At 67.9% G+C, this 2,330-nt stretch carries 3 protein-coding genes and 1 pseudogene; 3 read left to right on the top strand and 1 reads right to left on the bottom strand.

The window, feature by feature from the left end:
• A partial coding sequence (locus ACFE99_RS25115) for a FadR/GntR family transcriptional regulator (RefSeq protein ID WP_375489597.1) occupies positions 1-427 on the bottom strand: 427 nt, incomplete at its 3' end.
• Positions 428-559: 132 nt separating this feature from the next.
• Between ACFE99_RS25115 and ACFE99_RS25110 the strand changes: the two genes are divergently transcribed.
• The 3 genes and pseudogenes from ACFE99_RS25110 to ACFE99_RS25100 all read left to right on the top strand — a co-directional run.
• On the top strand, positions 560-1,510 hold the full coding sequence (locus ACFE99_RS25110) for a hypothetical protein (protein ID WP_375489595.1): 951 nt from the start codon (positions 560-562) through the stop codon (positions 1,508-1,510).
• A complete protein-coding gene (locus ACFE99_RS25105; RefSeq protein ID WP_375489593.1) occupies positions 1,507-1,836 on the top strand; it encodes a hypothetical protein in 330 nt (109 codons plus the stop codon). Before ACFE99_RS25110 ends, ACFE99_RS25105 begins: the two co-directional genes overlap by 4 nt.
• Positions 1,833-2,330: pseudogene (locus ACFE99_RS25100) on the top strand (oxidoreductase); the annotation flags it as partial. The gene ACFE99_RS25105 and the pseudogene ACFE99_RS25100, both read left to right, overlap by 4 nt.

Raw genomic sequence — 2,330 nt, 5'->3', positions numbered from 1 at the left:
GGGCCTGCTGCACGCTCGCCAGCGCGGAGTGGAGCGCGCTGAGGTCGTGGGGGTTGGCGCGCTCGGCGGCGAGCCGGCCGATGAACGCGCCGAACGCTGCCCGCAGTTCGAGTAGCTCGACCAAGAAGTCCGGGCCCAGCTTGCGCACCAACGCCTCGACCACCGCGGGGTGGGTCAGACCCGTGGGGTCGCGGACCACGTTGCCGCTGCCCTGCCGGGCTTCGATCAGCCCCATGTGCTGCAGTCGCGCTAATCCCTGGCGCAGCGAGGTGCGGTTGACGCCGAATTGCTCGGCCAGCTCGCGTTCCGGCGGCAGCGTCGAGCCTGACGGGAACGCCCCGTCGAGGATGGCGTCGGCGATGGCCGCGGCGATCTGTTCGTCCAGCCGTTGCCGATCCGGCGGCGAAAACGGGCTTGACTGGTTCATTGGCTCAACCAATATAGTGGATGGGCCGAGTGTATGAGCATCGACTGTGCGTGCTGGGCGGAAATCTGGCTGATTTCCCGCCGTTCCCGCACCCTCAGCGCCCGGCGCGCACAGTCGACCGGAGGTGAAGCTGTGGACGACCGATTGCAATCCGCGGCTGAACCACGCTGGCGTGGTAAGCCCGGGCGCTTGGAAGTCTGGTATGCGACGCTGTCGGATCCGGCGACCCGCGCGGGCTTGTGGCTGCATCACGAAACCGTGGCCCCGGTGACCGGCTCGCCGTACGGGCATGGCTGGGCCACCTGGTTTCCGCCCGACGGCTCACCGTGCACCGAACGGTTCGGGCCGCAACCCGTCGAGCCGGCAACCGGACCGGCTTGGTTCGACGCCGCTGGCGTGCGTGCCGCATTCGAAGAGCTATCCGGGCGAGCCGGATCGTTGGCGTGGGAGCTGCGCTGGACCGACACCGGGGCGCCGCTGTGGACCTTTCCGCGGGTGGCCTGGGAGCGCGATCTGCTACCTGGGGCTCAGGTGGTGCTGGCCCCGACGGCTCAGTTCACCGGCGCGCTGACGGTCGCCGGCGCAAGCCATCGGGTCGGCGGGTGGCGCGGCGCGGTGGCCCACATCTACGGGCACGGCAACGCCAAACGCTGGGCCTGGCTGCACGCCGACCTCGGAAACGGCGACGTGCTGGAGGTCGTCACCGCGGTCTCGCACAGAGCAGGCCTACGTAGACTTCCGCCGATGGCGTTCGTCCGATTCCGGATCGACGGAAAAGATTGGCCGCCAAGCGGTCTACCGTCACTTCGGATGCGCACGACGCTAAGTGTGCGGCACTGGCAGATGGAGGGCCGCATCGGCCGCCGTGACGTGCTCATCCGCGTTGATCAACCAGAGAGCCGTTGTGTGAGTTTGCAATACACCGATCCCGACGGCGCCACCGCGGTTTGCACCAACACCGAGCAAGCCGACGTCTACGTCGAAGTCGGCGATCGGCGTTGGTCGGTACTTGGTACCGGCCACGCTGAAGTCGGGTTGCGCGGCGCCGAAGCGCCCGCCGTCAAAGAAAGGACCACCACATGAGTTTCCTGTTCGATCCGCCGATGCTGGTTGCCTCCGGAGTCTTGATCGAACGCACGCTCCCCGACGACCGGCGCGATGTCGCCGAGGCCGCCACTCTTGGCGTTTTCTTTGGCGGCTCGTTCGGGCTGTACAACAACGTGCCGGGCCTCGGGCTGCTCTGGCGTCCGTTCCGGGCACACAACGGACGTGACTTCATGTGGAACAGCGGGGTTTTCGGGGTGAACACCCAAGAGCTGCGCTGGCCGATGCATGCCTTGGCGGGTGGTATCTTCGCGACGTATCCGTTCTTCATCAAGCTCGGCAGGCGGCTCGGGCGTCTGAGATGACTGCTCTGGCGCAACGCGCGACCGCGGCATTCGGTGCCGCGCTGCTGCCCGAGGAGTGCGGCGGTCCGTCACCTGCTCAACTCGTCGAAAGGGTGGAACGCTACATCGCGCAAATGCCTCCGACGTCCCGGCTCGCGGTACGGGCCGGGCTGATAGGCCTCGTGGCCGCAGGCTATTTGGCGACCGGTCGGTCGTTGTCGCGGCTAAGCCCGGACGCTCGCGCGCAGATGCTGCGTCGTGTTGCCGCGCTGAGCCCGGACACCGGGGCGGCGATCGAGGGGCTCAAGGCAATTGTGTTGCTGGCCAACGGTGCCGACAGCTACGCGCCGGAGTTGCTAGCACGCGCCCAGCAGCACGACGTGGCCCGGCCCGATGCGGTGCTAAACGTTGTGTCGTCGGCAGAAACCGCGTCGGTGATCCGGGCAGATGCGGTGGTCGTCGGCTCCGGCGCGGGCGGGGCGATGGCGGCACGGACATTGGCGCGGGCCGGTCTG

Origin of the sequence: uncultured Mycobacterium sp. (assembly GCF_964249325.1) — a bacterium.
GTDB lineage: Bacteria > Actinomycetota > Actinomycetes > Mycobacteriales > Mycobacteriaceae > Mycobacterium.
The sequence above is the reverse complement of the archived record's forward strand: the minus strand, read 5'-3'. Positions and strand labels throughout refer to the sequence as shown.

What these genes read in the sequence shown, in the direction of transcription:
- ACFE99_RS25105 (WP_375489593.1), top strand. Translation starts at nt 1,507, where the DNA reads ATGAGTTTCCTGTTCGATCCGCCGATGCTGGTTGCCTCCGGAGTCTTG.